Raw genomic sequence first — 3,196 nt, 5'->3', positions numbered from 1 at the left:
GACTGCTTCATTGCGAGGGTGTCCCTGTTCCCAGTCACCAGCATTTTTTATAGCGGAGTTAGAGGCTTGCAGCCCTTAGTCTACAATGCTTCATGGCACTTTTTTGTGTCGTAAGCACTGTTTGCTGATACGGAATGAACTTGTCTTCTAAGCAGATTCGATAATGTTGGGAGAGCTTCACTGTCACCAACATTGACGAGGCTGACTTCAGTGCTAATAACGTCATGGGTATCTACGTCGACGGCAAGGTGCAGTTTACGCCAAGTCCTACGTTTTTCTGTGCCATGTGTAGTGGTCAAGTAAAACTGGCCACAGGTTTAGAATTTTTTCATACTTTTGGTAATCTGAAATGTTTTCATTAGTGCAAAAGCCCTAACACGAAAATGTCCAAAACCTTCTTACATTCGATAGCGGTACAAGCTTGGCGCTAATGCCTCCTCTTTCTGAAGCAATCAGGTTTTGTTTCAGATTCGAGAACGATATTCACCATACAATAGCCTAAAATACACCCTATACATTTCTTCTAGTCTTCAAAGATGATAGTGCAGTAAGTTTAAAGCGAGGCATTTTAATTGGTTCATGTAGTTAGCACTCAATTTGTGCCCCGTTTCCTGTCTGTCCTGTGCGCTTTGATGTTGCTACTCCCTTGTACTGTCTATAGCCAAACTGATTTGGTTATTGCACGCGGTGATGGCAATTGGCCTCCCTATGAAATGGAAGTAGACGGACAACTCACCGGATTTCACATAGAACTCATTCGTAAGGTCGCAAGTAACTTAGGGGCTTCCATCTCATTTCAATCTTTACCATGGAAACGAGCTGTCAAAATGGTGGAGGCGGGTCAGATAAGCGCGATTAGCTACATTGCGAAAACGCCAGAACGCGAGCAGTTCGTCTATTACTCTGAATCAAACATTCTTTCTGGTACTCATCATTATCTAGTCAAACATAAAGACCGAGAAGATATTGTTTACGATGGAAAGATAGAGCAGCTGGCACCGCACAGTGTCGTTTATATTTCAGGTTTCACATTAGGAAAGGACTTTGATGAATCTACGAGTATCAATAAAGTCGAAGTCTCTTCAAGTAAGCGTGTGATTGAACTCATCGCCAAGCAAAGGCACGACATCGGTGTTGTCAGTATTGAAGATATTGAAGAAATGCAGCACCAAGGTTTACTTGATGAAATCGAGGTTATGGCTCCCCCTTATATTCGACAATCGTTTATTTGGGATTTGCTAAAGAGCGCAGCGCCGACCCAATAGTTCAAGCATTTACCCAAGAGATGGAACGCTTTAAGCAGACTACTGAGTATCAACAGCTTAAAACAAAGTACCAACTCAGCAATAAACCTTGACCAAGAAAAATCCAACCAAAAGACCGATTGCTTGAGCTCTACTCCAAGGCACTTTTATAACTTGAAAGTGCCTCATGACAAGAGTGCACAAAGAACAAATCAGCTCTCAGCAAATGATGACAAACTCTGACCGCTCAAACGATAGATTGTCCATTCATCCTGCGCGGTTGCACCAATAGAATGATAAAAATCAATCGCAGGCTGATTCCAATCAAGCACACACCACTCGAATCTTCCACAGTTGTTTTTGATTGCAAGATTCGCCAAGTATTTGATGATTGCCTTACCTGCCCCCACATTGCGAAATTCTGGAGAGACATATAAGTCTTCGAGATAAAGACCATTTTGTCCCAACCAAGTAGAGTAATTGTAAAAGTAAACACCAAAGCCCACAGGTTCATTGTTTACCAAGCAAATAATCGCATGCGCCGTTGAATCTTCAGAAAACAAAGTCGCTTCCAAATCTGGTATTGATGCTTTTACTTGGTTTTGAGCTTTCTCGTACGTCGCCAGTTCCGTTATAAACCTTAAAATCAATGATGCATCTTCAATTCGAGCTTCTCTGATACTGATATTTTGCATTATTGTCCTTCCTTGCGAATTTAGACCCAGTACTGTCTCTGCCTATTGGAGCGTCCCGAGTACTGTTGACAGATGTTGGAAGTAGTGTAGCTTTGAATAGGGCATGAAGGAACTGCATAGTTTGCAGTCAGCAAGTGAGTATGGTGCATGAGTTCTTTAACCAATATCGACTTTAACTTAATTAGATTGTTTTCTGTTTTATACAAGACGGGATCGGTTCGTGAAACCGCTGACACATTGAGCCTCAGCCAATCTGCATGCAGCCACGCTTTGCAAAGGCTAAGGGAACGCTTGAATGATGATCTCTTTGTTCGAGTCGGCAATCGAATGTTGCCAACCGAGTATTCAAAGAGCATCGCCGATCAGTTAATACAAGGTATAGAACTGATTGAAAAGGGGATCAATTCATCCACACTTTTCAGCCCGAACGACACGCATAAATTTAAAATAGCAGTCACAGACTATACCAGTTGGTGTATGCATTCATTTATTTCGGCACTAAGTCGAGACTATCCTAATATCACCATCGAACTATTCCACTTAGAGGAAAGACTACCTGAAGAGGCTTTGAGGGAAAGCGAGTTTGATTTAGTCTGTGGTTTCGCTCATGAGATAGAGAGTTTTGAAAGCATGGCTTCTCAAGTATGGTTTGAAGATGAATACGTATGTGTTCGCTGTCAGACTCATCCTTGTCAGGGAGACCTTACTCTCGCTGAGTTTCTAAGTTACAAACATGTATTAGTCACGCCATGGAATGAAGTGCGAGGCATTTTGGATATCACACTATCAAAGCTCAAAAAGAAAAGACAAATAGCAGTGAAGACACCCAGTGTTCTCTCTGCCCCTTCTTTTGTTGTAAATACGCAATATTTACTCGCTTTGCCCAGCAAATACGCATCTCATGTGAGTGAGCTATTGCCCATTACCTTATCTGCATTGCCTCTAGATGTGCCTAAGTACAAGGTCAAACTGTATTGGCATAAGACTCGCAACAAAGACCCTAAAATCCAATGGATTTCAGAAAGAATCATCAACTCTTAGGGCGTGTTGAACGTTCGAGCTGATTTTTGCAGCACTTTGTGGGAAATTTATACAAGGCAGAGGCTTTGATGTGTAGCTGGCTACATGAGAAGCCGATAACGCAGTAGAAATGAACCACAAAGGCTGCCCGAAGGGTTCGGCTGCGCGCCCCGGACTAAAATCGTTTTATGCTTTGTTGAAGACCATTTGCTTAGAATGACTAGTACATAGTCTTCG

The 3,196-nt window shown here is 42.3% G+C and carries 3 protein-coding genes and 1 pseudogene; 2 read left to right on the top strand and 2 right to left on the bottom strand.

Annotated features, from left to right (window positions below; all coding sequences use genetic code 11):
- Positions 1-287 (bottom strand): annotated as a pseudogene (locus UA76_RS23040) (transposase); the annotation flags it as partial.
- A gap of 345 nt (positions 288-632) precedes the next feature.
- On the opposite strand from UA76_RS23040, the gene UA76_RS11680 reads away from it, so the two are divergent.
- The gene (locus UA76_RS11680; RefSeq protein WP_052772030.1) at positions 633-1,265 is read left to right on the top strand and encodes a substrate-binding periplasmic protein; all 633 of its coding nucleotides are present in this window, start codon (positions 633-635) and stop codon (positions 1,263-1,265) included.
- Positions 1,266-1,456: 191 nt separating this feature from the next.
- Here the strand turns inward: UA76_RS11680 and UA76_RS11675 are convergent, their stop codons facing one another.
- Positions 1,457-1,939, bottom strand: a complete 483-nt coding sequence (locus UA76_RS11675) for a GNAT family N-acetyltransferase (protein WP_202906933.1) — start codon at positions 1,937-1,939, stop codon at positions 1,457-1,459.
- 147 nt (positions 1,940-2,086) lie between these two features.
- Here UA76_RS11675 and UA76_RS11670 point away from each other — a divergent pair, with 147 nt between their 5' ends.
- Positions 2,087-2,980, top strand: a complete 894-nt coding sequence (locus tag UA76_RS11670; protein WP_047046236.1) for a LysR family transcriptional regulator — start codon at positions 2,087-2,089, stop codon at positions 2,978-2,980.
- Positions 2,981-3,196 lie beyond the last annotated feature (216 nt).

Source organism: Vibrio mexicanus, assembly GCF_001012815.1.
Lineage (GTDB): Bacteria > Pseudomonadota > Gammaproteobacteria > Enterobacterales > Vibrionaceae > Vibrio > Vibrio mexicanus.
Note: the sequence above shows the minus strand (reverse complement) of the source record. Positions and strands in the feature narration are given on the sequence as shown.